Source organism: Pseudomonas sp. HLS-6 (assembly GCF_002753995.1).
GTDB lineage: Bacteria > Pseudomonadota > Gammaproteobacteria > Pseudomonadales > Pseudomonadaceae > Aquipseudomonas > Aquipseudomonas defluvii.
Window position 1 is genome coordinate 1,396,627 of record NZ_CP024478.1, and the last position, 23,007, is coordinate 1,419,633.

Here is a 23,007-nt window from a genome sequence, read left to right on the forward strand (position 1 = left end):
AAAGGGTTGACGTTATTTGTTGTGCCGACTAAGAATTGCAGCCGGTTACAGCGATAGCAGCAGTTGTGGCAACGTTCTTTACGGTTGTAAATAGCGTGATGAGGTCAGGCTGCAATGTGGTCGGCTTATTTCAAGGGCGCATTGCAAGTGTGATAAGCCGAAGGCATGTCTGTGTCGCTGGAACGCTTCGCGTTAAATAAATACGCAGGGAGGGCCGCCATGGTTGGCGTTACAGGCTATACATCTTTTTCCGGTACCAGTGCGCTGACCCGGGCCAGCCCAAGCTTGCCCGTTAGCACCGACGACACAGCGTGCTCCGCTGCAGTCATCCCGCCAGCGAGTGATGCAAGTACGGTGTCTACGCTGGCTCGGCAGCTCAGCGAGGCGGCTGCTCGCGCCGAGGCGCGCGATGCTGGGCTTGATTACAAGGCGTTGGGTGAGGCGGCAAAAGTGCTGTTGAATCAAATATCGGGTGATAGCTATACACTCAACAAGGCTCGGCACGACGCGGAGCTGCCGAACAGTGATGACCCAGAACTGCTGGAGCGGGCCAGGCAGGCAACCGATTTCGTCAACAGTCGTTACCCAGGCTCCAACATCGTCGGCAAGAATCCTTTTGCGGGCATGTCACGAGATCAACTGGCTTTGATTGCCTATGACGATAGCGGTGCTTTCACGGTCAATGAGCGGCGCGCAGCCTTTTACGAGGCGCATGAGCAGGAGGAAGCTTGGCGTCGGATGGTGCTGGCAAAAGGTGACGCTGAATACAACAGTACCGGCAAGCTCACCAGCTTTTTCACCGAGGTGCTTGAGCATTATGAAAGTCTGCCGGCTATCGAGCAGGCACAGTACCCTGGCAATTATGTGAGCCAGTTGCAGGGATGGATTGACAGCGGTTTCAACTACATCACTCACCAGTCTGAGGGCAACGCTACGACCTTGGTCGGGTTACTCGAAGAGTGGATGGCTTCAGCGTCGTCCCAACAAAATGATGCAACGGATTACCTGCCCGCTAGAACAGGTGATGGGGCTGCGAACAAACGCAGTTGAGTGAACGGCGCAATCAGGCGCAGTCAGTTAGGTTTATCGAGAAATCATCAGTTCGGCATTGCTTTTTGAGGGTGTCCAAGAGGTGTTGCTGTAATTTAATAATGCCTGTTCAATCACATGGAAGACATAAAGCATGAATGTACATAAGGTGGTGCTTGCGCTGTTTTCGGCCGTTACTTTGTTTGCTGCAGGTGCGGCGCATGCTGGGCCTAGGGTCATGGTGACCTTCAAAAATAACGCGACTGCCAATGCCTCATACACTATCGAGACCGCAAATGAAGCCAGTACCAATGTAAATGCATCACCAAGACCGATAGCTATAGTGCCTGCCGGAGGGACTAGCAGCTATGCGGTTCAAAGCAATGTCTCTCCTGATACAAATTTCGCTGCTGTCCGCTACAAGGTTGGCGGCAAAACCTGTGCATTTACCACGACGTATGTGAATACATACAACTCAAGCGGTATCAAGGTGCCGTCCTGGAACAAGACGTCTACCCCCAGTGGCGGTGCTACGTGTACCGCGACTATCACATCGACCAATTACACGAGTCACGAGTGGTCGGTAGAGTTTGCAATGAAGTAATTATCCCTATGGCCGGTGCTGTATTAGCCGGCCTTTTTTTTGCAATACCTATTCGTCAGTCAAAGGAGGGCCGCTATGGTCGGCGTTACAGGGTATACATCCTTTTCCGGTACCAGTGTGCTGACCCGGGCCAGCCCAAGCGTGCCCGTTAGCCCAGACGACACAGCGTGCTCCGCTGCGGTCATCCCGGCAGCGAGTGAGGCAAGTACGGTGTCTACTCTGGCGCGGCAGCTCAGCGAGGCGGCTGCGCGTGCCGAGGCACGGGATGCCGGGCTTGATCGCAAGGCGCTGGGTGACGTCGCGAAAGCACGGTTGAATGAAATTTTGGGTGACAGTTATTTCTTTAACAAGGCGAAGCATGATGCCGAGCTGCCAAACAGTGATGACCCGGAGCTGTTGGCACGGGCCAAAGACGCGACGGACTTCGTCAATGGCCGTATATATGGCTCCCGTTCCGGGACCAATCCTTTTGCGGGCATGTCACGAGATCAATTGGCCTTGATTGCCTATGACGATAGTGGTGCTTTCACGGTCAATGAGCGGCTTGCCGCATTTTACGAGGCTCATGAGCAGGAGGAAGCTTGGCGCCGGATGGTGCTGGCAAAGTCGGATATTGAATACAACAGCACCGGCAAGCTCACGGGCTTTTTCATGGAAGTGCTTGAGCATTATGAGGGGCTACCTGCCATTGAGCAGGCGCAGTACCCCGATACCTATGTGAGCCAATTACAGGGATGGATTGACAGCGGTTTCAACTACATTACTCATCAGGCCGAGGGCAATGGCATGAACCTGAGCGGGTTGCTCGAGAAGTGGCTTGTGGAAAGCCCGGATGGCCGCAAGGGCGTGTTGAACAGTATCGACCCCGCATAGTGTGAAGCGCCTCATGATCCTGGTGAAGTACTGGGGGAAAGGGCGGGCAAAGTGATATTCTTCGCGCCTTCGGTCAACCCGTGTCGTCGCGGCATGCCGGTTTGGCTGAACAGTCATACTTCCCCCATTATGGATATCGTTCGGGTCAGTTCATGAAGAAATCAGTAGGCGTACTTTCCGGTCTTGCGGTACTCGCGGCCTTGACGAGTGCAGGTACCTGGTACACCGGCAAGCAGTTGCCTGACGCCTTGAAGGCCTCTATTGCGCAAAGTAACGAGCAGGCCCAGAAGGCATTGCTTGGCACGGGCGCCAGTGCCAGCGTCGAGTTGGTTTCGCTGGAGCAGCACTTCTACACCAGTACCGCCCATTACCGTGTGAAGGTTGCAAACCTGGATGCCGGTGACGAGTCGGTGAGCCTCGAGTTGAACTTCGTTGATCGCATCGAGCACGGCCCGCTGCCATGGTCGCGCTTGAAGGCGTTCAAGCTGATGCCGGTCATGGCAACCAGCAACTATGCGCTGGAGAAGACTGAAGGTACGGCCAAGTGGTTTGCCGCGGCCAAGGAAGTTGCGCCGCTGCAGGGTCAGGTCAGCCTGGGTTATGACCGTTCGGTACAGGGCAGCATGAAACTGTTGCCGCTGGACGTTACCGGTGACGACGGCTCGGTGGTGAAATTCTCCGGCTTCAACCTGGATGTCGACAGCAGTGCCGATGCCGAGAAGGTCAAGGTCAATGGCACCATGGGCAGCCTCGCCATGTCGCTGGTGTCGCCTGACACTGCGCCGGTCAAGATCGACCTCAATGGCATGAATATTACGGGTGACCTGACCAAGACCACCTATGGCTTCTATGTGGGGCAGGTTGACTTCGGGTTGGCCAGCAGCCAGTTCGTGTTCGGTGATCAGCAGTCGACGTTGCTGCTCAAGGCGCTTGAGCAGCGCAACGATTACCGCGCTGAGGGCGACAAAATGTCGGGCCGCCTGACCTACAAGGTCGGCGACATCAGCTACGAGGGCAAGTCGGTCGGCAGTGCGCAGATGGTCATGAGCGTGAAGAGCCTGGACATTCCGGCGCTCCAGTCGTTGATGAGCTGGTATGAAAGCCATCTGCCCGAGATTCAGCAGGCCGCCGCCGAAGGGCGGTCCATGCCGCAGTTGGCGATGAGCCCTGAAGAAGAGGCGAAGGTACGCGAGGATATCCTGAAGATGCTCGCGGCCAAGCCGCAGGTCGCGCTGGAAGATTTGTCCTTCAAGACCGCCAACGGTGAAAGCCGTTTCAGCCTGGCGGTTGAGCTGAACAAGCCGACCTCGTTGGAACTGCCACCGGATCAGTTGGGTCGCCAATTGATCTCCCAGCTCAAGAGCAACCTGACGCTGTCCAAGCCGATGATCGTTGATCTGGCGGTTCTGCAGGCTGCCTTCCAGGGTGAAACCGACACCCAGGCGATTGCCCAGCAGGCGTCCATGACCAGTGAAATGGTCGGGCAGATGGCGCTGCAGACGCAGTTGGCCAAGCTGCAGGGCAGTGATGTCGTTGCCAACTTGAACTATGTCGATGGCCAGGTGGAGTTCAATGGGCAGAAAATGACCCTTGAAGAGTTCGCCGGGCTGGTCATGGCCAACCTCGGTGCCATGGGTCAAATCGGCGGTTGATGTGATGCAAGGGGCGGGCAGCCGAGGCTATGGCTGCCTGCCCTTGGCCGTTTCAGGCCAAAAAAGCCTTTAGAATTCATCTGATTATCTGTAGCCTTCGGCCTCCTATGAAGCCGAGGCCGCAGAGGCTTTACGGTCCAGCCGCAATTGCCGTTCGGGCACTTGCCGACGGAACCTGTAGCCGATTTGCCGGGGCTCGGTGATACACTCGACTTACGCGTATCAGCGCCTGCAGGTCTTGCCGAACATGACGCATATCTCCGAACGCCTTCTGGTTCAAGCTCACTTGGATGCCAAGCAACCCAAGCCACTGACACCGGAAGAAGAAGCCCATTACCGTGCCGCCATCGCTGCTGAGCTCAAGGCGCAGGATGCGGTCCTGGTGGCGCACTATTACTGTGACCCGGTTATTCAGGCACTTGCCGAGGAGACGGGCGGCTGCGTGTCTGACTCGCTGGAAATGGCTCGCTTTGGCAACAAGCACCCGGCCAAGACGGTCGTAGTTGCCGGTGTTCGCTTCATGGGCGAAACCGCCAAGATCCTCAACCCTGAGAAGCGTGTGCTGATGCCAACGCTTGAAGCGACCTGCTCGCTCGACCTGGGTTGCCCGGTGGACGAGTTCTCGGCGTTCTGCGACAAGCACCCTGAGCGTACCGTAGTGGTTTATGCCAATACGTCGGCAGCAGTCAAGGCGCGGGCCGACTGGGTGGTAACCTCCAGTTGTGCGCTGGAAATCGTTGAAAGCCTCATGGATAACGGCGAGACCATTATCTGGGGGCCGGACCAGCATCTGGGGCGTTATATCCAGAAACAGACCGGCGCCGACATGCTGCTCTGGGACGGCGCGTGCATTGTTCACGAAGAGTTCAAGTCGCGACAATTGGCGGACATGAAAGCGCTGTACCCCGATGCGGCGATTCTGGTTCACCCTGAATCCCCTGAGGCAGTGATCGAGCTGGCCGATGCGGTGGGTTCCACCAGCCAGTTGATTGCCGCTGCGCAAAGCATGCCGAACAAAACCTTTATCGTCGCCACCGATCGCGGCATTTTCTACAAGATGCAGCAGCTGTGCCCGGACAAAGTCTTCGTCGAAGCGCCTACCGCAGGTAACGGTGCCGCATGCCGCAGTTGCGCCCATTGCCCATGGATGGCCATGAACACGCTGGAGCGCACCCTGCAGTGCCTGCGTGAGGGCAGTAACGAGATTTTTGTGGACGCTGCGTTGATTCCGCAGGCCATTCGCCCGCTCAAACGCATGCTGGATTTCACTCATGCCGCGCGGATGAAATTGTCCGGTAACGCCTGATTCACGCCGAATCCTGCGACGGCAGGGCAGCCCCATGTGCTTTGGGGCTGCTGCCGTACGTGGGTTAGCGCATCATTTCCTTGACCATGCGTTGCTGCTCAAGCATTTCCCGTTGCCGTGCATCGAGGCGCGACGCCAACTGGAAGTTGTTGCCGGCACGGCGCTTGGCGTAATCAAGCTGCTGAATTGCCTGGTCGTAGTCGCCGACCAGGGCAAAGTACTCTGCGCGAGCCTGGTGCAGGCCTATCGTGTTGCCTGACAGGCCGCGTGCCTCGGCCACTTCATACCAGACATCCGGATCGTCTGGACGGTTCTTCAGCAAACCGTCCAGCGCCTTTTCCGCTTCGGCGGGGCGATTCAGTTTCAGCAATACATCGGCCCGGGCCTGCTGCAGTGGGTAGCTGCCGGGGTAGAGGGTGAGCATCTTCGTCACCCGTTGTTCGGCGTCGGCCAGTCGATTATTGGTAATGTCCAGGTCGATTTGCGCCAGGTTGTAGGTGATGTCGTTCGGTGCCTTGGCCAGCAAAGGCTTGAGGTTTTCGCGGGCTTCGTTCAGTTGGCCGCCCTTGGTCTGGGCGATGGCCAGGCCATAGCGTGCGGCATCGAGTGTGGGGTTTTCCTCGAGCATGGCGCGGAAGCGTTTGGCCGCAAGGCCGGGGGTGCCCTCGTAGGTCAATTGCACCCGAGAACGCATCAACTGATAACGCAGGCTGTCTTCGGTGCCGCCGGCAGGTGCCTGTTCGGCACGGTTGCGGGTGTCGGCAATACGCGACTCGGTCACCGGGTGAGTCAGCAGGAATTCTGGCGGCTTGGCGTCGAAACGGTACTGGCGCATCAAACGCTCGAACATGCTGGGCATGTTCCGTGGGTCGTAGCCAGCCTTTTCCAGGTTGATGATGCCGATACGGTCGGCTTCCTGCTCGTTCTGTCGGGAGAAGCGCCGTTGTTCCTGGATCGCGGCAGCCTGGGAGCCGGCGATGGCGGCAATACCGGCATCCCCGGCACCGGAAGCCGCAACCACTATCCCCGCCAGCAGTGCCGCCATCATCGGCAGTTGCATGCGTTGCTGGGCTTCAACCCCACGGGCAAAGTGGCGCTGCGACAAGTGCGCCAGTTCGTGGGCGAGTACCGAGGCATATTCGCCTTCGTTCTGGGCGTTGAGGAACAGCCCTCCGTTGACCCCGACAATGCCGCCGGGCGCAGCAAAGGCGTTCAGCTCTTTGCTGTCGATCAGGATGAACTCCAGGCGCCGGTCCTGCAGTTGGCTGGTTTCGGCAAGCCGGTAGACACTGGTCTCGACATAATCCTTGAGCTGGGGGTCGGACAGTTGGCCGACATTGCCCCGCAATAGGCTGAGCCAGGCACGGCCCAGTTGGTGCTCCTGTTGCGGCGAGACAATGGCCGAGCTGGCGTCGCCGAGTGACGGAAGGTCGTCGGCATGGCTCGGTAGCGCCAACAGGCAGGCCAGCGTCAGCAAGGTAGGGCGCAAAAAATTCATGCACGAAGCTCTGGTCGACAAAGACCTTACTGTAGCCCGCTCGCACGTCTGCGACCAGAGGCGGTATTCTACCGGGCTTGCTTTGTATCAATGCCCTTGACCGGGCGCCTGCCAGGAGAGAACCGATGACCGATAGCCTGCCCTGTGACGCCGAGCTCGATGCCAGTGGCCTGAATTGCCCGCTGCCTCTGCTCAAGGCCAAGCTGGAGCTCAATCGGCTTGCCAGTGGCGCGGTGCTCAAGGTGATCGCCACCGACGCGGGTTCGCAACGTGATTTTCGCACTTTTGCTCAATTGGCAGGTCACACGCTGCTACTCGAAAAGGCCGAGGCCGGGGTTTTCAGCTACTGGCTGAAGAAAGCCTGAGTCTTCCCCCGTATTTAAGGATTGTTGATGTTCAAAGTGCTTCGCGACTGGATGCAGCGCTATTTCTCCGATGAGGAGGCAGTGGTGCTGGCGGTGCTGCTGTTCCTGGCGTTTGCCGCGATATTGACCCTTGGCGGGATGCTCGCGCCCGTGTTGGCAGGCATGGTCCTGGCGTTTCTCATGCAAGGCCTGGTCAATGCCCTGGAGCGTTTCAAGGTTCCTAGCAAGATTGCCGTGGCACTGGTGTTCACACTGTTCATGGGGGCGCTGGCGGTGTTCCTGTTGGTGCTGGTGCCGTTGCTGTGGCATCAGTTGATCACCCTGTTCAACGAACTGCCTGGCATGCTTGGCAAATGGCAGTCGCTGTTGTTGCTGCTGCCGGAGCGTTATCCGCACCTGGTCTCGGACGAACAGGTCTTGCAGGCCATTGAAGTGATGCGTGGCGAGATCGGCAAGTTCGGCCAGTGGGCGCTGACCTTCTCGTTGTCCAGCCTGCCACTGTTGGTCAACGTCATGATCTACCTGGTGCTGGTACCGATCCTGGTGTTCTTTTTCCTCAAGGACCGTGAACTGATCGCACGTTGGGTCAGTGGATACCTTCCGCGTGAGCGGGCCTTGATGACTCGTGTGGCCGAGGACATGAACCGGCAGATCGCCAACTACATTCGCGGTAAAGGTATCGAGATCCTGATTTGCGGGGTCGCGACCTACATCGCCTTTGTCGCCCTCGGGCTGAACTACGCGGCGCTGCTGGCACTGCTGGTCGGTCTGTCGGTGGTAGTGCCCTATGTCGGGGCGGTGGTGGTGACCGTGCCGGTGACATTGATCGCCTTGTTCCAGTGGGGCTGGGGAGACCAGTTCATTTACCTGATGGCGGTGTACGCGATCATTCAGGCACTGGACGGCAACGTGTTGGTGCCGTTGTTGTTCTCCGAAGCCGTCAGCCTGCACCCGGTCGCAATCATCTGCGCCGTGCTGTTGTTCGGCGGGCTGTGGGGGTTCTGGGGGATCTTCTTTGCGATTCCGTTGGCGACCCTGTTCAAGGCGGTACTGGATGCCTGGCCTCGCCGGGAACCGCCTGTGGCGCCATTGTTGTAACGCCAGGTGGGGTTGATAACCGGCAAGGCCAGCTCCAGCAGGAGCCGGCCTTGCCGACGATAGCGCTTCAGGCCTTGTTCAGCGCCTGCGCTTGGGCCAGCACGGCTTCAACGTGGCCCGGTACTTTCACGCCACGCCACTCCTGGCGCAGTACACCTTCCTTGTCGATCAGGAAGGTGCTGCGGTCTACGCCCAGGTATTCCTTGCCATAGAGCTTCTTCAGCTTGATCACGTCGAACAACTGGCACAACGCCTCGTCTTTGTCGCTGATCAGCTCAAACGGGAACGCCTGCTTGCACTTGAAGTTCTCGTGCGATTTGAGGCTGTCGCGGGAAACGCCGAACACCTCGGTGTCGGCTGCCTGGAAGGCCGCATAGTGATCCCGAAAACCCTGGCCTTCGGTGGTGCAGCCCGGGGTGCTGTCCTTGGGGTAGAAGTACAGCACGACCTGACGGCCTTTCAGGGCTTCCAGGTTGATCTGCTTGCCGCTGGTGGCCTCGGCCTGGAAAGCGGGTACCGATTGATCGAGTTCAACAGCCATGGTGCATTCCTTACATGGGGTTTTGTGGGCGCCAGGGTTCGATCAGCGCATCCAGGTTGAGTGCGTCGGCGAAGTCCAGGAACTGGTCGCGCAGCCAGCTGATCTGTGTGCCCGCAGGCAGCGTCACGGTGAACGTGGCGTTGAGCATGGTGCCGCCGGTTTGCGGTGCCTGATAGGTATCGCAGGTCAGGTTCTCCAGCTCTACCCGGTGGTCGAGGAAGAACTGGCACAGCTCATTGATGATATCGGGCCGATAGGCGGCGCTGATGTAGGCGACGTACGGCAAGGACAGTGGGCGAACCTCCAGGCCTGCGCTGCGCACGACATTGACCGTGAAACTGTGCTTCTTGGCCAGGCTTGGGAGTGCAGCCTCGAGCCGCGCCAGTGCGTCCCAGCTGCCCGATACCTGGAGCACCAGTGCGCTGCATTCCCCGTGGCGTGTCAGGCGCGAGGTTACGACAGAGCAACGGTTGTCGTTGCTGGTGCGGCACAGGATGTTGGTCAGCTCCATGGGATTGGGGCCCAGGGCGCTGATGACAAGGAATTGTTCGCGAACGGTGGGGGTGGACATGCAGCATTCCTAAAGCGATGAGCGGTCGGTACGTGACGTGGCAAGAGGCTGTGCTTTATACCGTTCCGCCGCTCAGAATCGAGGGTCAGGGCGCAGCCGAGGTGCATCATCAGCAAGCCAGGGGGCTGCTGCGTACCGATCAAAGAGGGAAGGGTAGCGAAAACTGCTGCCGAGGGGAATGCTCCGGCCACCTGCTTCGCTTGTGCAAGCCCGATGGCGCCAGTACCATTACCGCTCTCTTTTTCCGGCAGGAGCAGTTTCATGATTGCGGGCAGTATGGTGGCATTGGTCACACCCATGGATGCACAAGGGCGTCTTGACTGGGACAGCCTCAGCAAACTCGTGGACTTTCACCTGAAAAACGGTACTCATGCCATCGTTGCCGTCGGTACGACCGGCGAGTCTGCGACCCTTGATGTCGAAGAACACATCAAAGTCATCGAGGCTGTAGTCAAACAGGTCAACGGGCGTATCCCGGTGATCGCTGGCACCGGCGCCAACTCCACGCGTGAAGCGGTCGAGCTGACCCGCAACGCCAAGAACGCCGGGGCTGATGCCTGCCTGCTGGTGGTGCCGTACTACAACAAGCCTACCCAGGAAGGCTTGTACCAGCACTTCAAGCATATCGCTGAAGCCGTAGACATCCCGCAGATTCTCTACAACGTGCCCGGCCGTACTTCCTGCGACATGCAGGCAGAGACCGTCATTCGTCTGTCGACCGTACCGAACATCATCGGTATCAAGGAAGCCACAGGCGACCTGAAGCGCGCCAAGGCCATCCTGGATGGCGTCAGCAAGGACTTCATCGTCCTGTCCGGCGACGATCCAACCGCCGTTGAGCTGATCCTGATGGGCGGCAAGGGCAATATCTCGGTAACCGCCAACGTTGCGCCACGCGAAATGGCCGACCTGTGTGAAGCCGCCCTCAAGGGCGATGCCGAAACGGCCCGTGCCATCAACGAAAAACTGATGCCGCTGCACAGGGACCTGTTCATCGAAGCCAACCCGATCCCGGTGAAGTGGGCGTTGGTGGAAATGGGCCTGATGCACAAAGGCATTCGCCTGCCGCTGACCTGGCTGAGCGAACCTTGTCATGAAACGCTGCGGCAGGCCATGCGCCAGTCCGGCGTACTGGTTTAACTGAGGAAGTACACCGCATGAAGCGATTGGCTGGTCTTTCCGCCCTTGCCTTGATTATCTCCAGCACCAGCGGGTGCGGCTGGCTGTGGGGTGAAGACGGTTACTTCCGTGACCGTGGCAGCGACTATCTGGAGGCTACCCAGAAGCCGCCGATGCAACTGCCACCGGATGTCAGTAGTGCCAAGCGTCTCGACCCGCTGCTGCCGATCCCGCGTAACGTCGCGGACAGCAGTACCAAGGGCGAGTTCGACGTGCCGCGTCCGCTGCCGTTGTCGGCGGCGGGTGAAGCCAGCGACTTCAGCCTGCAGAAGAGTGGTAACTCGCGTTGGGTACTGGCCCAGCGTGCACCGGCTGAAGTCTGGCCAGTGGCTCGTCAGTTCTTTGAAGACAACGGTTTCCGTATTGCCGAAGAGCGTCCGCAAACCGGTGAGTTCACGACCACCTGGCAGCGTTCCGACGAGCTGTCGGCCGCCATGGCAAAACGCTTGGCAAGCACCGCCACCAGCGGTGACAGTGAAATGCGTGCGCGTGTACGCATCGAGCCAGGTGTACAGCGGGGCACCAGTGAAGTCTATGTGGTGACTGCTGAGCGTCCGGCCGGCAGCACCGCCGAGGTTGATTTCCAGGCGCGTTCCGTCAATACCGCCGCTGATGCCCTGCTGGTCGATGAAATGCTCGCCAGCATGACCCGTAGCGCCGAGAAGGGCGGTTCCGTCTCGCTGCTTGCTGCTCGTGATTTCGATGCCCCTAGCCGTGTCAGCCTGAGCGAAGACGGCAGCGGCAACCCGGTATTGAACCTGGGCGCCGACCTTGATCGTGCCTGGTCCAGTGTGGGTCGCGCCTTGGAACACGGTGAGTGGCGTGTCGAGGACATCAACCGCAGCCTGGGCCTTTACTACATCAACCTGGCCGAGAAAGCCGAGAAGCACGACCAGGAGCCTGGTTTCTTCGGCAAGCTGTTGGGTAGCGAGCCGAGCAAGGAAGAGCGTGAAGCCCGTGCCGAGCGTTATCAGGTTCGCCTGAGCAAGGTGGGTGACAGCGTCCAGGTTACGGTCGAGAAAAACATCAACACCGTCGCGCCAGCTGATGTCGCTCGTCGTGTGTTGAGTGTCATTCAGGACAACCTGGGTTAAGTGCGCTTCGCCGTACTAGGAAGCGGTAGCCAGGGCAATGGTACGCTGATCGCCAGTGACGACACCTGTGTGCTGGTCGATTGTGGCTTTTCCCTGCGGGAAACCGAGCGGCGCCTGGCGCTGCTCGGCGTAGCGCCAGATCAATTGAATGCCATCGTCGTTACCCATGAACATGCCGACCATGTTCATGGCGTTGGTTTGCTGGCGCGGCGCTACAATCTACCGGTCTACCTCAGCCGTGGGACGCTGCGCGGGATGCGCAAGCCCGTCGAGGTCGCAGGCTTCCTGGTCGGTGACGAGCGGTTGCAGGTGGGAAGCTTGAGTATTACCGCTGTTGCTGTGGCGCACGATGCGCTGGAGCCACTGCAGTATGTGTTCAGTGACGGTCATCGGCGATTGGGTGTGCTGACCGACCTGGGTTCGTATGATGATCGGCTGTTGACTCACTATCAGGATCTGGACGCCTTGTTGATCGAGGCCAATCACTGCCGTGATCTGCTGGCCAGAGGGCATTACCCCTATTTCCTCAAGCAGCGGGTGGGTGGTGATCTAGGACATTTGAACAACCATCAGGCCGCGCGCCTGGTGGCCGAGTTGGGTTGGCACAAGCTGCAGCATCTGGTGCTGGCCCACCTCAGTAGCAAGAACAACCAGCCACAGCTGGCCCGGCAGTGTTTTGTCGACGCCTTGGGGTGTGACCCGGGCTGGCTACAGGTGGCCAATCAGGATTCAGGGCTCGACTGGCGCGAAATCGCCCGGCCCATCTAACTTAGCAAGCGGAGCCCATCATGGAAAAACGTGAAGAACTCTACCGCGGCAAAGCCAAGTCGGTTTACAAGACCGATGACGCTGACCGCTTGATCCTGCTGTTTCGCAACGACACTTCGGCGTTCGACGGCAAGCGTATCGAACAGCTCGACCGCAAAGGTATGGTGAACAACAAGTTCAATGCCTTCATCATGCAGAAACTCGAAGAAGCGGGTATCCCGACTCAGTTCGACAAACTGCTGGGTGACAACGAGTGCCTGGTCAAAAAACTCGACATGATTCCGGTCGAGTGCGTCGTGCGTAACTATGCTGCTGGCAGCCTGGTCAAGCGCCTGGGTGTTGAGGAAGGCATCAAGCTGGAGCCTTCGACCTTCGAACTGTTCCTGAAGAACGACGAAAAGGGTGATCCGTTCATCAACGAATCCCACGTTGTTGCGTTTGGTTGGGGCACTGCCGAGCAACTGGCGAAAATGAAAGCGCTGTCGCTGAAGGTCAATGAAGTACTGACCAAGCTGTTCGACGACGCTGGCCTGCTGCTGGTGGACTTCAAGCTGGAGTTCGGCGTATTCCACGGCGAAATCGTGCTGGGTGACGAGTTCAGTCCGGACGGCTGCCGCCTGTGGGACAAGGAAACCCGCAAGAAGATGGACAAGGACCGCTTCCGTCAGGGCCTCGGTGACGTCATCGAAGCGTACGAAGAAGTGGCCAAGCGCCTGGGCGTGCCGCTGTAAGCTGGCGTTTTAACGCAAGCGCCTGATACCACGCGAATTTTTTTCGCAAGGCGCTTTGCCTTTTGGCAAACTGCTGGTATCATGCGCGCCACTGGAGAGATGCCGGAGTGGCCGAACGGGACGGATTCGAAATCCGTTGTACTGGCAACAGTACCTAGGGTTCAAATCCCTATCTCTCCGCCATACATGAAGTACACGAAACCCCTGAAAGCGTTAACGCTTTCAGGGGTTTTGTGCTTTTGGGTGTCGGTTTTTCAGGCCACTGCGGTGCAACGGCCCTCCGCGGGTTCAATGCTCGCTCTTCGCTCTTTTTATCCGGATCAGGATGAGCAGGAGAATGCTGATGGCCAGTGGGCTCATGGTCAGCATGGCTTCTTTTGGGGACATCTCCAGCCCCAGGGTGTGTGCGCCCGAGTAGAGCAGCTTGAGCAGACTCAGCAGGTAGTAGGTGATGGCGATGATCGACAGGCCTTCTACCGCGCGTTGGATCTTTATTTGAGTATCCGCGCGATTGCTCAGGCTCTTGAGGATTTCCGCGTTCTGCTCTTCCATTTCGACTTGTACGCGCGCCTGCAGCAGGTCGCCGAGGTTGGCGACGCTTTTGGCCAGTTGATCCAGGCGTTGTTCGGTGACGGCGCAGTATCTGACGGTGGGCTTGAATCGTCTTTCGATGAAGATACCGAGCCGCTGGCAGTCTCCGACATGGCTTTCCCGTAGTTCGCTCAAGCGCTCAAATACCAGTTGGGCATAGGCTTGTGTGGCGCTGAAGCGGTGCCGGGTTTTCGCGGTACTGCTGACCACTTGTGCCGACAGGTTGGCGATGTCGGCCAGCAGCGCCTTGGCATCGCCAGTCTCGGCGCCGGCGTTGCGCTCTGAGAGGTTGACCAGCGTTCTGTCGAAGGTATTGAGTTGAGTGCTCAGGTTTTTCGCGGTGGTGAGTGAAAGCGAGGCCATCATGCGGTAGGTCTCGATTTCCAGCAGGCGTCGGATCATGCGCCCTTGACGGTACGCATTCAGGCGTTTGTTCACGAACAGAAAGCGATTGGTGCCATCTTCGCTCAAGCGGAAGTCGCTCCACACCACCGCATCGCCGCCACCTATGCAAGAGCCGCAGGGGTCTTTGAAGCCGAAGCTGGAAAGGTCACCGTTAAAGGACGTATCGGCGCGTACCACAATTTGTACGGCGTTGATCATGTGCTGCAAGTAAGGCGCAACCCGGTCCATGAGGGCCTTTGGCGGCGGGCTCCAGCCAGGCTCGGGGTCGGACGAGGTGACCACCACTGTCAGGGTCAGAAACTCGGCGTGCCGCTCCCATTTCAATGCGTGACCTTCTAGCTGGGTGATGCCCTGAACAGTATCGGGATCGATGGGGTCGCGGCAGAAGCTGCTCAGGAGGGTGTCGCACGGCACCTCGTGGGTGAGGAATGCCAGGTGGTAGACGTTCGCGGGCTCGTCGAAATACAGGGACGGACGGGCGTGCAACTCATTGTGCAGGGGCTTTCTTTGCGGGTGCATGTCGTTCAAGCCATCTTGGAATTGTTCTTGGCGCTTTCGATGATGCCAATGACGAAGGTGGTCGGTGTTTGTGTCAGGTTCTGCTCACGCACCTGCACTTCGCGCCCTTGGCGTCATCGCTCGTTAGCAATGATCGGGCTGAGGATGGATGCGTAGCTGCTTTCAGCGCATCAATCTGCTGCTGTTCTTGGGACAGGTTGATGTACGCCCGAGTCACCCGTTGCAGGCGATGAGTTTCCAAAACTGAAGCTGACAACGGCCAGGGTGGCGGGTTGCCCGCGATCTATTGAAGCTGCATGTCGGCGTTATCCAGCAGCCAGTCCCTGAACGCCTGTAGCGCGGGCAGGGCCTTGTTGCGCGGCGGGTACACCAGGTAATAGCTGCGCGAGCTGGCGTAGGGCAGTGCCGGGCTGCTCAGCTCGCCACGGGCCAGTTCGTCGGTAATCAGGATCCTGGGTACCAGGCCGATACCGATGTCGGCGCGCACGGCCTGGATAAGGTGCGAGGTCAGTTCGAAGCTCGGCCCCAGGCGCATGGCCTGATGCGTCAGGCCATGGTGGATGAACCACTCGCCCCAGGCGTTGAGGTTGTTTGCAACGCTGAGCAGCACCTGTTTGCTGATGTCTTCGGGTGTCCAGCAGGGCCGTGTGGCGGCCAGGGTTGGCGAAAGGATCACCATCAGTTCTTCGGCATGCAAACGGTGGCAGATCAGCCCCGGCAGGTCGCTGGCCGCCACTACGATGGCAGCGTCGATGCCGCTGGTCGCAAAGTCGATGGGTTCGATCCGCGAATTGATATGCACCAGTACCTCGGGGTGGCTGCGGTAGAACTCATGCAGGCGCGGAAGCAGCCATTTGGAGCCAAAGGTTGGCAGGGTCGCCAGGCGCAGGCTGCCGCCGCCGGCTTGATGGGCAATCGCGTGCAGAGTGGCGCTGCGCACACGGCCCAGTGCTTCGCTGATTTCTCGCTGGTACAGGCGCCCGACATCGGTGAGCTGGACGGCGCGGCCTTCACGACGGAACAGTGTCACCCCCAATTGGCGTTCCAGGATCTGGACCTGGCGGCTGACGGCGCTCTGGGTCAGCGACAGTTCTGCGGCTGCGCGGGTGTAGCTCTCGTGGCGGGCAGCGGCCTCAAAGGCCAGCAGCAGGGACATGGATGGGGTGAGGTTGCGGTAATTCATTCGTAAAAGTCATCGAAGGCTGCGTGAGTATCCGTTTGTGTCTGGCTTGAAGCTCCGGGATCATGGTCATCATCCCCTACCTGATGGTGTGCCAGCCATACCGTTTTAGCAGGTATTCATGATTAAACCGATATAAAAGAGGCCATCCCCAATGATCGCCCGATTGACTGGTGTCACGCCGGCCACCCTGTATGCCGATTTCCTTGATGCGTTGCGCGCTGCCGGCTTCCGTGGCCAGATCAGTGCCGACTACGCCACCCGTACGGTACTGGCAACCGACAACTCGATCTATCAGCGTTTACCTCAGGCGGCGGTATTCCCGCAGGATGCCGAGGACGTGGCGCGTGTCGCCGCGTTGATGGCCGAGCCGCGCTTTCGGCAGGTCAAGCTGACGCCACGTGGCGGCGGCACCGGCACCAACGGCCAGTCGTTGACCGATGGCATCGTTGTCGACTTGTCGCGGCACATGAACAACATTCTCGAAATCAATGTCGAGCAACGCTGGGTGCGGGTTCAGGCGGGGGTGGTCAAGGACCAGCTCAACGCCGCCCTCAAGCCCCATGGGCTGTTTTTTGCGCCAGAGCTGTCCACCTCCAACCGTGCGACCGTGGGCGGCATGATCAATACGGATGCCAGCGGGCAGGGCAGTTGCACCTACGGCAAGACTCGCGATCACGTACTTGAACTGCATAGCGTGCTGTTGGGTGGCGAGCTATTGCACACCAGGCCCATCGATGATGAGGCGTTGGACCAGGCCTGCGCACAGGCCGGGCGCAGCGGTGAGGTTTACCGTATGGCCCGACAGATCCATGAAACCCAGGCTGAATTGATCGAGTCGACCTTCCCCAAGCTCAACCGTTGCCTGACAGGCTACGACCTGGCACACCTGCGCGACGAGCAGGGACGCTTCAACCTCAATAGCGTGCTCTGCGGCGCCGAAGGTTCCTTGGGCTACGTGGTAGAGGCCAAGTTGAACGTGTTGCCGATTCCCAAGTATTCGGTGCTGGTCAACGTGCGTTACAGCAGCTTCATGGACGCCTTGCGCGATGCAAACGCGTTGCTGAGCCACAAGCCGTTGTCCATCGAGACGGTTGACTCGAAGGTGTTGCTGTTGGCCATGAAGGATATTGTCTGGCACAGCGTTGCCGAGTACTTTCCTGCCGACCCAGAGCGCCCGACACTGGGGATCAACCTGGTGGAGTTCAGTGGTGATGAACCGGGCGAAGTGAACGCCAGGGTGCAGGCGTTCGTCAAACACCTGCAGGCTGACACCAGTATCGAGCGTTTGGGCCATACCCTGGCCGAAGGTGCCGAGGCGGTGACCCGTGTCTATACCATGCGCAAGCGCTCGGTGGGTTTGCTTGGCAACGTTGAAGGCGAAGTGCGCCCGCAGCCGTTTGTCGAAGACACCGCCGTGCCGCCTGAGCAGTTGGCCGATTACATCGCCGAGTTCCGCGCCTTGCTGGACAGCTATGGCCTTGCCTATGGCATGTTCGGGCATGTCGATGCTGGCGTGCTGCACGTTCGACCGGCGCTGGACATGAAAGACCCTGCCCAGGCGGCACTGGTCAAGCCGATTTCCGATGCCGTGGCGGCGCTGACCCAGCGTTATGGTGGCCTGCTCTGGGGTGAGCACGGCAAGGGCTTGCGTTCGGAGTACGTACCGAGCTTTTTTGGCGAGCTGTACCCGGCGCTTCAGGCGCTCAAGGGCGCATTTGACCCGTACAACCAACTCAACCCCGGCAAGATCTGTACGCCGGACAGCAGCGAGAGCCTGCTCAAGGTTGATGAGGTGACACTGCGCGGTGACCTAGACCGGCAGATTGACGAGCGGGTCTGGCAGAGCTTCGACAGCGCCATGCATTGCAACGGCAATGGCGCCTGTTACAACTTTGACCCCAACGACGCCATGTGCCCGTCCTGGAAAGCTACCCGCGAGCGTCAGCACTCACCTAAAGGCCGCGCTTCGCTGATTCGTGAGTGGTTGCGCCTGCAGGGGGCGGCCAACATCGATGTGCTTGCGGCAGCGAAAAAGAAAACTTCCTGGCTCAAGACGTTGCCCGCCCGGCTGCGCAACAACCGGGCGCGCCAGCGGGGTGAGGCGGACTTCTCTCATGAGGTCTACGACGCCATGGCTGGCTGCCTGGCGTGCAAGTCCTGCGCGGGGCAGTGCCCGATCAAGGTCAATGTGCCGGAGTTTCGCTCGCGCTTCCTCGAGCTCTACCATGGTCGCTATCAGCGGCCACTGCGCGATTACCTGATTGGTTCGCTGGAGTTCACGATCCCGTACATGGCCTATGCGCCAGGGCTGTACAACTGGGTGATGGGTTCGCAGTGGGTCAGCCGACTGCTGGAGCGTCATGTCGGCATGCTCGACAGCCCGCTGATCAGTCGCTACAACCTGCAGGCGACGCTGACCCGTTGCAATGTCCGACCGGCCAGCGTTCCGGCCCTGCGCGAACTGACGCCGGCGCAGCGCGAGCGCAGTATCGTGCTGGTGCAGGATGCCTTCACCCGCTACTTTGAAACACCGTTGCTGGCGTCTTTCATTGAGTTGGCTCATCGGTTGGGCTATCGGGTATTCCTGGCGCCCTACAGTGCCAATGGCAAGCCATTGCACGTTCAGGGTTTTCTCGGCGCGTTCGCCAAGGCGGCGATTCGCAATGCCAGCCAACTCAAGGTTCTGGCCGATTGCGGTGTACCTTTGATCGGCCTGGACCCGGCCATGACGCTGGTCTACCGGCAGGAATATCAGAAGGTCCCGGGCTTGAGTGAGTGCCCGAAGGTTGCGCTGCCACAGGAATGGTTGATTGACGCGCTACCTGAGCGGGCGGTTTCCAACCCGGAGACCTTCCGCTTGCTGGCTCACTGCACTGAGAAGACCAACGTTCCGGCCAGTACCCGGCAGTGGGAGCAGGTGTTTGCTCGTCTGGGGCTGAAACTGGTCACCGAGGCGACCGGCTGCTGCGGCATGTCGGGTACATACGGCCACGAAGCGCGTAACCAGGAAACCTCGCGGACGATCTTTGAGCAGTCCTGGGCCGGTAAACTGGACAAGCAGGGTGAGGCGTTGGCAACAGGCTACTCATGCCGCAGCCAGGTCAAACGCATGGCCGACCGCACGTTACGGCATCCTCTGGAGGTGGTGTTGCAGCACCTCTGTCGTTAAGAGCGAGTAGAGAGCCCCTCTTGTTGCTCCACCCTGCATCAGGAGGGGCTGCAGAAGAATGTCTATTGAGGTCGCCAGCATGGCGACCTCAATCGTATCGAGAGCGACTCACCTCAAGCCGCTCCATCAGAGAGCGGGTGTCAGTCGACGTTGAACAATGGCTTTCCCTCCTGCGTACTCAGTTGGGTTTGCCTTTTTGCACGTGAGCAACAATGTCATCCTTGAGTTTCAGTCGCTCCTTGCGAAGCTGGGTGACCCGGTCATCCGAGGCGCCATTGCCCTCTGCCACGACGACTTCGGCATCCTTGGCATTGTACCTTTCGTGCAGTCGGTCGAGTTGTGGGTCGGTTTTCCTGAGGGCATCGAACGCTTCCTTGGTCAGATTAAGGTCTGCGAGCAAATCGTGCTTAACCGGCATGTCTCCACCTCTGCGGGCTACTGAGTAAGGGCTTGAGTTATGAGGATAGCCGTCTTTGCCAGGTTCTGTGGCAGGGCTGGTCTGTAGCCGTATTTCTCAATCCTGATGCGCTGCAATGCCTTGTCCTGGCAGGAAGTGCAGCGTGTATGAGGCTGGCTGGCAAAAAGGCATCAAACCCTTTGTTGCCATCTTTTTCACGAAAGTTTTATGAGGCGGCGCCTAGAGTTTCGGCAGTTTTAAAGCCGTGCCAACGCGCACTCTCTCGAATTACTTTTCAAGCGAAGTCTCATGTTCAAGGTAAAGCCGCTGCGTCCAGAATGGGTCACACTGATCGCTAGTTTGTATCTGCTGTTCGGATTCAACTTCACGCTTTGGCAGCATCTGTTCACGATTATTCAGGGAGACGGGCAAGGCATGCTGCTGCGCATGGCCTTCGCATTGATGCTGCTGTGCGCCTTCAATCTGATCCTGACGTTTCTGGCCTTCAAAGCTGTGCTGAAGCCTGTACTGATTGTGCTATTCATGATCAGTGCCAGCGTTGCTTACTTCATGAATCAGTATGGCGTGCTGATCGATGTGGGCATGTTGCGCAACGCTGTTGAGACCAATGCGACAGAAGTACGTGACCTGCTGTCTCTGAAGTGGCTTGCATACGTCTTGCTGTTGGGCGGTGTGCCGTCATTCCTGCTGATCAAGACCCCGATTCAGTACCGTGCCTGGCACCGTGAGTTGCTCAGCAAGCTGGTCGTCAGCGTGGGCTGTGTTGCGGCGCTCGGTGGTGTTGCGTTGCTCAATTATCAGGGCCTTTCTTCGCTGTTTCGCAATCACCATGAACTGCGCCTGATGATTGTGCCCAGCAACTATGTAGGGGCGTCTGTCGGTTTGTTGAGGGAGCGCGCAGGTTCTGCGGTCAAGTCATTCCACAAGTATGGTGAAGATGCGCATTTGGCATCATCCTGGCAGCAGCATCCACGCAAGTCGTTGACCGTGCTGGTTGTTGGCGAAAGCGCTCGTGCGGAAGATTTTGGCCTGCTGGGTTATGGGCGTGACACCACCCCGCAGTTGAGCCATGAGGCCGGCCTGATTGCATTCAACAATGTAACCTCGTGTGGTACCGAGACTGCGGTGTCGGTGCCTTGTATGTTCTCGGGAATGACCCGCAAGGATTACTCGGCCAGTGAGGCCAAGAGCCGTGAAGGGCTGCTGGATGTGCTTCAGCGTGCCGGGCTTGCCGTGCGCTGGCGTGACAACCAGTCAGGGTGTAAAGGTGCCTGTGATCGGGTGATGTTCGAGGATGTCAGCAACCTGAAGGACCCGGCGTTGTGCGCCGACAGCGAGTGCCATGACGATATCCTGCTCAAGGGGCTGGAAGCTTCCCTCGACAATCTGCAACAGGACACCGTACTGGTGCTGCACCAGATGGGCAGCCACGGGCCTGAATACTACAAGCGTTATCCCAAGGCCTATGAGCGATTTACGCCGGTGTGCCAGAGCAACGCACTGAACACCTGTAGCCGTGAAAGCATCACCAATGCCTATGACAACACCTTGGTCTATACCGACCATGTCCTGGCATCGCTGATCGATATCCTGCGCAGCAAGTCAGACAAAGTGGATACCGCAATGATTTACCTGTCCGATCATGGTGAATCGCTGGGTGAATACAACCTGTTCCTGCATGGCACCCCCTATATGCTGGCACCGGAGCAACAGAAGCATGTGCCGATGCTGGCGTGGTTCTCCGAGGGTTATCAGCACAGTTTCGCTGTCGACACGGCCTGCCTTGCCAAGAGCAGCAGCCAGCCGCTTAGCCAGGACAACCTGTTCCATTCGATGCTCGGTTTGCTGCAGGTCCAAAGTGGCGTGTACAAGCCGGATCTTGATCTGTTTGCCGGTTGCCGCCAGGTGACGAGCCGCTGACGGTCGTACCGTTTCCCGACGGTGGCCCGCGTTGTATATACTGCGGGCCATTGTTTGTGGGAGAGCCTTGTGGCCATCGATATTCACTGGATTTGCGACGACCGCAGCCTGGCCGAGCACTGCCTGCAGTGGCAGCAACTGCCCTTCGTGGCGCTCGATACCGAGTTTATGCGGGTTGATACCTTTTATCCCAAAGCCGGTTTGATCCAGGTTGGTGATGGGGCACGGGCTTTCTTGATCGATCCCCTACAGATTGGTGACTGGCAGCCGCTCGCGCGCCTGCTCGAGGATCAGCAGGTGACCAAGGTGCTGCATGCCTGCAGCGAAGACCTTGAAGTGTTGATGCGCTTGACTGGTAGCTTGCCTGCGCCTTTGTTCGACACGCAGTTGGCCGCGGGTTACCTCAACCTGGGGTTTTCCATGGGCTACTCGCGGCTGGTTCAGGAAGTGTTAGGCATTGACCTGCCCAAGGGTGAAACCCGCTCCGACTGGTTGCAGCGTCCATTGTCGGAAACCCAGGTCAGCTATGCTGCCGAAGATGCCGTGCACCTCGCTGAGCTTTACGAGCGCCTGCGTCCGCGGTTGTCGGATGACAAGTACGCCTGGGTACTGGACGACGGTGCGGAGCTGGTTGCGCAGATGCGCCGCGAAACCGACCCGTACGAGTTGTACCGCGAAGCCAAGCTGGCCTGGAAGCTGTCTCGCCAGCAACTGGCGGTCATGCGTGAGCTGTGTGCCTGGCGTGAGCGAGAGGCGCGCGCGCGTGATCTGCCACGCAACCGGATTCTGCGTGAGCCATCCTTGTGGCCGCTTGCCCGGACCCAGCCTGACAACCTCTCGGCGTTGGCGAAAATCGAGGATATGCATCCCCGGACCATTCGCCAGGATGGTGAGTTCCTGCTCGCTCTGATCAAACAGGCCGCGAGTGTTGCGCCCGCCGAATGGCCACCGGCCTTGCCCGAGCCGTTGCCAATCGAGGCCTCGGGGGTGCTCAAGCAACTGCGTGCCATCGGTCAGGCTGAAGCCGAGCGCCTGGGCATTGCCCCAGAGCTGATGCTGCGCAAGAAAACCCTGGAAGCCCTGCTCAAGAGCGGTTTTCCCAATGGCCCTTATCAACTGCCCGACTCCCTGCGCGGCTGGCGCCGCGAGCGGATGGGCCAGGCGCTGCTTGACTGCCTCGCCGGTGCCGGAGAACAACGATGAAACGAATCTGTTCGATCTACAAAAGCCCACGCAAGAACGAAATGTACCTCTACGTACTCAAGGCTGATGGCCTGGAGCGCGTGCCTGAAGGCTTGCTGCCGTTTTTTGGAACCCCTTTGCATGCCTTCGACCTGGTGCTGACACCCGAGCGCAAGCTGGCCCGTGAGGACATCGCCAAGGTGTTGGAAAACCTCGATCAGCAGGGCTATCACCTGCAGATGCCGCCCGCAGAAGATGAGTACATCGAGCACTTGCCCGAAGAGTTGCTGCGTCGCAACGACCCCGTCTGA

At 58.9% G+C, this 23,007-nt stretch carries 21 protein-coding genes and 1 tRNA gene; 16 read left to right on the forward strand and 6 right to left on the reverse strand.

Annotation, left to right across the window (positions count from 1 at the left end):
- Positions 1-165 precede the first annotated feature (165 nt).
- The 5 genes from CS390_RS06410 to nadA all read left to right on the forward strand — a co-directional run bounded on the left by CS390_RS06410 (position 166) and on the right by nadA (position 5,464).
- Positions 166-1,050 (forward strand): hypothetical protein, encoded by an 885-nt coding sequence (locus CS390_RS06410; protein ID WP_256587576.1) that lies wholly within the window; start codon positions 166-168, stop codon positions 1,048-1,050.
- A gap of 133 nt (positions 1,051-1,183) precedes the next feature.
- Positions 1,184-1,633, forward strand: coding sequence for a hypothetical protein (locus CS390_RS06415; RefSeq protein WP_099773814.1), 450 nt, complete (start codon positions 1,184-1,186; stop codon positions 1,631-1,633).
- 75 nt (positions 1,634-1,708) lie between these two features.
- On the forward strand, positions 1,709-2,506 hold the full coding sequence (locus CS390_RS06420) for a hypothetical protein (RefSeq protein ID WP_099773815.1): 798 nt from the start codon (positions 1,709-1,711) through the stop codon (positions 2,504-2,506).
- A 152-nt stretch (positions 2,507-2,658) separates the two neighbouring features.
- Complete coding sequence (locus CS390_RS06425; protein ID WP_065759623.1) at positions 2,659-4,158, forward strand: YdgA family protein; 1,500 nt, start codon at positions 2,659-2,661, stop codon at positions 4,156-4,158.
- Positions 4,159-4,405: 247 nt separating this feature from the next.
- Entirely contained in the window at positions 4,406-5,464 is a 1,059-nt protein-coding gene (nadA, locus tag CS390_RS06430) for a quinolinate synthase NadA (RefSeq protein ID WP_065759622.1), read from the forward strand.
- 64 nt (positions 5,465-5,528) lie between these two features.
- Here nadA and CS390_RS06435 read toward each other — a convergent pair whose 3' ends face one another.
- Positions 5,529-6,962 (reverse strand): M48 family metalloprotease, encoded by a 1,434-nt coding sequence (locus CS390_RS06435; protein ID WP_065759621.1) that lies wholly within the window; start codon positions 6,960-6,962, stop codon positions 5,529-5,531.
- 125 nt (positions 6,963-7,087) lie between these two features.
- Here CS390_RS06435 and CS390_RS06440 point away from each other — a divergent pair, with 125 nt between their 5' ends.
- Together CS390_RS06440 and CS390_RS06445 are read left to right on the forward strand one after the other, a co-directional pair.
- A complete protein-coding gene (locus tag CS390_RS06440; protein ID WP_065759620.1) occupies positions 7,088-7,327 on the forward strand; it encodes a sulfurtransferase TusA family protein in 240 nt (79 codons plus the stop codon).
- Between the two features lie 27 nt (positions 7,328-7,354).
- Positions 7,355-8,425, forward strand: coding sequence for an AI-2E family transporter (locus tag CS390_RS06445; protein WP_065759619.1), 1,071 nt, complete (start codon positions 7,355-7,357; stop codon positions 8,423-8,425).
- Between the two features lie 67 nt (positions 8,426-8,492).
- On the opposite strand, the gene CS390_RS06450 is transcribed toward CS390_RS06445, so the two are convergent.
- Positions 8,493-8,966, reverse strand: coding sequence for a peroxiredoxin (locus tag CS390_RS06450; RefSeq protein ID WP_099773816.1), 474 nt, complete (start codon positions 8,964-8,966; stop codon positions 8,493-8,495).
- A gap of 10 nt (positions 8,967-8,976) precedes the next feature.
- A complete protein-coding gene (locus CS390_RS06455) occupies positions 8,977-9,537 on the reverse strand; it encodes a glycine cleavage system protein R (RefSeq protein WP_065759617.1) in 561 nt (186 codons plus the stop codon).
- A 261-nt stretch (positions 9,538-9,798) separates the two neighbouring features.
- On the opposite strand from CS390_RS06455, the gene dapA reads away from it, so the two are divergent.
- The 5 genes from dapA to CS390_RS06480 all read left to right on the forward strand — a co-directional run bounded on the left by dapA (position 9,799) and on the right by CS390_RS06480 (position 13,492).
- Positions 9,799-10,677 carry a 4-hydroxy-tetrahydrodipicolinate synthase gene (gene dapA / locus CS390_RS06460; RefSeq protein WP_065759616.1) on the forward strand — a complete coding sequence of 293 codons (879 nt, stop codon included), beginning with the start codon at positions 9,799-9,801 and terminating at the stop codon, positions 10,675-10,677.
- A 17-nt stretch (positions 10,678-10,694) separates the two neighbouring features.
- Entirely contained in the window at positions 10,695-11,810 is a 1,116-nt protein-coding gene (bamC, locus tag CS390_RS06465; RefSeq protein WP_099773817.1) for an outer membrane protein assembly factor BamC, read from the forward strand.
- Positions 11,811-12,578: an MBL fold metallo-hydrolase gene (locus CS390_RS06470; protein ID WP_099773818.1), complete on the forward strand. Its 768-nt coding sequence runs from the start codon at positions 11,811-11,813 to the stop codon at positions 12,576-12,578.
- 20 nt (positions 12,579-12,598) lie between these two features.
- Positions 12,599-13,309: a phosphoribosylaminoimidazolesuccinocarboxamide synthase gene (purC, locus tag CS390_RS06475; protein WP_009399599.1), complete on the forward strand. Its 711-nt coding sequence runs from the start codon at positions 12,599-12,601 to the stop codon at positions 13,307-13,309.
- A 93-nt stretch (positions 13,310-13,402) separates the two neighbouring features.
- A tRNA-Ser gene (locus tag CS390_RS06480) sits at positions 13,403-13,492 on the forward strand.
- A gap of 105 nt (positions 13,493-13,597) precedes the next feature.
- Here the strand turns inward: CS390_RS06480 and CS390_RS06485 are convergent.
- Both CS390_RS06485 and CS390_RS06490 read right to left on the reverse strand, forming a co-directional pair.
- Positions 13,598-14,824: a DUF3422 domain-containing protein gene (locus CS390_RS06485; RefSeq protein WP_099773819.1), complete on the reverse strand. Its 1,227-nt coding sequence runs from the start codon at positions 14,822-14,824 to the stop codon at positions 13,598-13,600.
- Between the two features lie 283 nt (positions 14,825-15,107).
- Entirely contained in the window at positions 15,108-16,007 is a 900-nt protein-coding gene (locus CS390_RS06490; RefSeq protein WP_065759248.1) for a LysR substrate-binding domain-containing protein, read from the reverse strand.
- Between the two features lie 151 nt (positions 16,008-16,158).
- Between CS390_RS06490 and CS390_RS06495 the strand changes: the two genes are divergently transcribed.
- Positions 16,159-19,176: an FAD-binding and (Fe-S)-binding domain-containing protein gene (locus CS390_RS06495; protein ID WP_099773820.1), complete on the forward strand. Its 3,018-nt coding sequence runs from the start codon at positions 16,159-16,161 to the stop codon at positions 19,174-19,176.
- Between the two features lie 178 nt (positions 19,177-19,354).
- Here CS390_RS06495 and CS390_RS06500 read toward each other — a convergent pair whose 3' ends face one another.
- A complete protein-coding gene (locus CS390_RS06500; RefSeq protein WP_065759250.1) occupies positions 19,355-19,594 on the reverse strand; it encodes a YdcH family protein in 240 nt (79 codons plus the stop codon).
- 288 nt (positions 19,595-19,882) lie between these two features.
- Between CS390_RS06500 and CS390_RS06505 the strand changes: the two genes are divergently transcribed.
- From CS390_RS06505 to CS390_RS06515, 3 genes are all read left to right on the forward strand, one after another.
- Positions 19,883-21,514, forward strand: coding sequence for a phosphoethanolamine transferase (locus CS390_RS06505; protein WP_099773821.1), 1,632 nt, complete (start codon positions 19,883-19,885; stop codon positions 21,512-21,514).
- A gap of 69 nt (positions 21,515-21,583) precedes the next feature.
- Entirely contained in the window at positions 21,584-22,717 is a 1,134-nt protein-coding gene (gene rnd / locus CS390_RS06510) for a ribonuclease D (protein WP_099773822.1), read from the forward strand.
- Complete coding sequence (locus CS390_RS06515; protein WP_065759253.1) at positions 22,714-23,007, forward strand: YcgL domain-containing protein; 294 nt, start codon at positions 22,714-22,716, stop codon at positions 23,005-23,007. Before rnd ends, CS390_RS06515 begins: the two co-directional genes overlap by 4 nt.

Bases quoted from the DNA above. Each gene is read 5' to 3' on its own strand.
- CS390_RS06445 (WP_065759619.1), top strand. From the start codon at position 7,355: ATGTTCAAAGTGCTTCGCGACTGGATGCAGCGCTATTTCTCCGATGAG.
- CS390_RS06455 (WP_065759617.1), bottom strand. From the start codon at position 9,537: ATGTCCACCCCCACCGTTCGCGAACAATTCCTTGTCATCAGCGCCCTG.
- CS390_RS06420 (WP_099773815.1), top strand. From the start codon at position 1,709: ATGGTCGGCGTTACAGGGTATACATCCTTTTCCGGTACCAGTGTGCTG.
- CS390_RS06450 (WP_099773816.1), bottom strand. From the start codon at position 8,966: ATGGCTGTTGAACTCGATCAATCGGTACCCGCTTTCCAGGCCGAGGCC.
- CS390_RS06495 (WP_099773820.1), top strand. From the start codon at position 16,159: ATGATCGCCCGATTGACTGGTGTCACGCCGGCCACCCTGTATGCCGAT.
- CS390_RS06505 (WP_099773821.1), top strand. From the start codon at position 19,883: ATGTTCAAGGTAAAGCCGCTGCGTCCAGAATGGGTCACACTGATCGCT.
- purC (WP_009399599.1), top strand. From the start codon at position 12,599: ATGGAAAAACGTGAAGAACTCTACCGCGGCAAAGCCAAGTCGGTTTAC.
- nadA (WP_065759622.1), top strand. From the start codon at position 4,406: ATGACGCATATCTCCGAACGCCTTCTGGTTCAAGCTCACTTGGATGCC.
- CS390_RS06490 (WP_065759248.1), bottom strand. From the start codon at position 16,007: ATGAATTACCGCAACCTCACCCCATCCATGTCCCTGCTGCTGGCCTTT.
- CS390_RS06410 (WP_256587576.1), top strand. From the start codon at position 166: ATGTCTGTGTCGCTGGAACGCTTCGCGTTAAATAAATACGCAGGGAGG.
- CS390_RS06485 (WP_099773819.1), bottom strand. From the start codon at position 14,824: ATGCACCCGCAAAGAAAGCCCCTGCACAATGAGTTGCACGCCCGTCCG.
- CS390_RS06515 (WP_065759253.1), top strand. From the start codon at position 22,714: ATGAAACGAATCTGTTCGATCTACAAAAGCCCACGCAAGAACGAAATG.
- dapA (WP_065759616.1), top strand. From the start codon at position 9,799: ATGATTGCGGGCAGTATGGTGGCATTGGTCACACCCATGGATGCACAA.
- CS390_RS06440 (WP_065759620.1), top strand. From the start codon at position 7,088: ATGACCGATAGCCTGCCCTGTGACGCCGAGCTCGATGCCAGTGGCCTG.
- CS390_RS06435 (WP_065759621.1), bottom strand. From the start codon at position 6,962: ATGAATTTTTTGCGCCCTACCTTGCTGACGCTGGCCTGCCTGTTGGCG.
- CS390_RS06425 (WP_065759623.1), top strand. From the start codon at position 2,659: ATGAAGAAATCAGTAGGCGTACTTTCCGGTCTTGCGGTACTCGCGGCC.
- bamC (WP_099773817.1), top strand. From the start codon at position 10,695: ATGAAGCGATTGGCTGGTCTTTCCGCCCTTGCCTTGATTATCTCCAGC.
- CS390_RS06500 (WP_065759250.1), bottom strand. From the start codon at position 19,594: ATGCCGGTTAAGCACGATTTGCTCGCAGACCTTAATCTGACCAAGGAA.
- CS390_RS06415 (WP_099773814.1), top strand. From the start codon at position 1,184: ATGAATGTACATAAGGTGGTGCTTGCGCTGTTTTCGGCCGTTACTTTG.